The organism is Cognaticolwellia aestuarii (assembly GCF_002000025.1).
Lineage (GTDB): Bacteria > Pseudomonadota > Gammaproteobacteria > Enterobacterales > Alteromonadaceae > Cognaticolwellia > Cognaticolwellia aestuarii.
Genome location: NZ_MUZV01000025.1, coordinates 1 through 1,743 on the forward strand (window position 1 = coordinate 1; position 1,743 = coordinate 1,743).

Genomic DNA, 1,743 nt, shown 5'->3' on the forward strand with positions numbered 1-1,743 from the left:
TATCAACTCTTATTCAAGACACACTTTGTGTGCGTGAAAATGTCAGACTTTACAATTGGGAAGGTTTTGTCACCTTCTTGTACTTTGTTTTCTTTCGAGACTACTTAGGGTTGTATGGTTAAGTGACTAAGCGTATGTGGTGGATGCCTTGGCAGTTAGAGGCGATGAAGGACGTGTTAATCTGCGAAAAGCTTTGGTGAGGTGATAAAAACCGTTATAGCCAAAGATGTCCGAATGGGGAAACCCACCCGTCGTAAGGCGGGTATCGCTAAGTGAATACATAGCTTAGCGAGGCGAACCGGGAGAACTGAAACATCTAAGTACCCCGAGGAAAAGAAATCAACCGAGATTTCCTTAGTAGCGGCGAGCGAACGGGAATTAGCCCTTAAGTGGTTTGTAAGTTAGTGGAAGCTACTGGAAAGTAGCACGATACAGGGTGATAGTCCCGTACACGAAAATAAACTTATCATGAAATCGAGTAGGTCGGCACACGTGAAACGTTGACTGAACATGGGGGGACCATCCTCCAAGGCTAAATACTCCTAACTGACCGATAGTGAACCAGTACCGTGAGGGAAAGGCGAAAAGAACCCCTGTGAGGGGAGTGAAATAGAACCTGAAACCGCATACGTACAAGCAGTGAGAGCCGGATTTAGTCCGGTGATTGCGTACCTTTTGTATAATGGGTCAGCGACTTATATTCTGTAGCAAGGTTAACCGAATAGGGGAGCCGTAGCGAAAGCGAGTGTTAACTGCGCGTTTAGTTGCAGGGTATAGACCCGAAACCCGGCGATCTACCCATGGGCAGGTTGAAGGTTGAGTAACATCAACTGGAGGACCGAACACACGTATGTTGAAAAATGCGGTGATGACTTGTGGGTCGGAGTGAAAGGCTAATCAAGCCGGGAGATAGCTGGTTCTCCCCGAAATCTATTTAGGTAGAGCCTCGCACGAACACCATTGGGGGTAGAGCACTGTTAAGGCTAGGGGGTCATCCCGACTTACCAACCCTTTGCAAACTCCGAATACCAATGAGTGATATGCGGGAGACACACTACGGGTGCTAACGTCCGTTGTGAAGAGGGAAACAACCCAGACCGCCAGCTAAGGTCCCAAAGTACTAGTTAAGTGGGAAACGATGTGGAAAGGCATAGACAGCTAGGAGGTTGGCTTAGAAGCAGCCATCCTTTAAAGAAAGCGTAATAGCTCACTAGTCGAGTCGGTCTGCGCGGAAGATGTAACGGGGCTAAACTAGTCACCGAAGCTGCGGATTCAAACTTAGGTTTGAGTGGTAGGGGAGCGTTCTGTAAGCCGTTGAAGGTGTGTTGTAAAGCATGCTGGAGGTATCAGAAGTGCGAATGCTGACATGAGTAACGATAAGGGGAGTGAAAAACTCCCCCGCCGAAAGACCAAGGTTTCCTGTCCCATGTTAATCAGGGCAGGGTAAGTCGGCCCCTAAGGCGAGGCGGAAACGCGTAGTCGATGGGAAACAGATTAATATTTCTGTACTTCTATATATTGCGAAGGAGGGACGGAGTAGGCTAGGTGAGCACGGCGTTGGTAGTCCGTGTGAAAGTATGTAGGCGGTTGTCTTAGGTAAATCCGGGACTTCATTAACGCTGAGATACGAGACGAGACTCTACGGAGTTGAAGTCATTGATGCCATGCTTCCAGGAAAAGCTTCTAAGCTTCAGATATATAGGAACCGTACCCCAAACCGACACAGGTGGTTAGGTAGAGAAT

Annotated in this window: 1 rRNA gene (only partly in view); it reads left to right on the forward strand. The window is 48.1% G+C overall.

Features of this window, described 5'->3' with window-relative positions:
• Nucleotides 1–116 precede the first annotated feature (116 nt).
• Nucleotides 117–1,743 (forward strand): 23S ribosomal RNA (locus B0169_RS19450); its annotated part runs 665 nt beyond the window's last position; the annotation flags it as partial.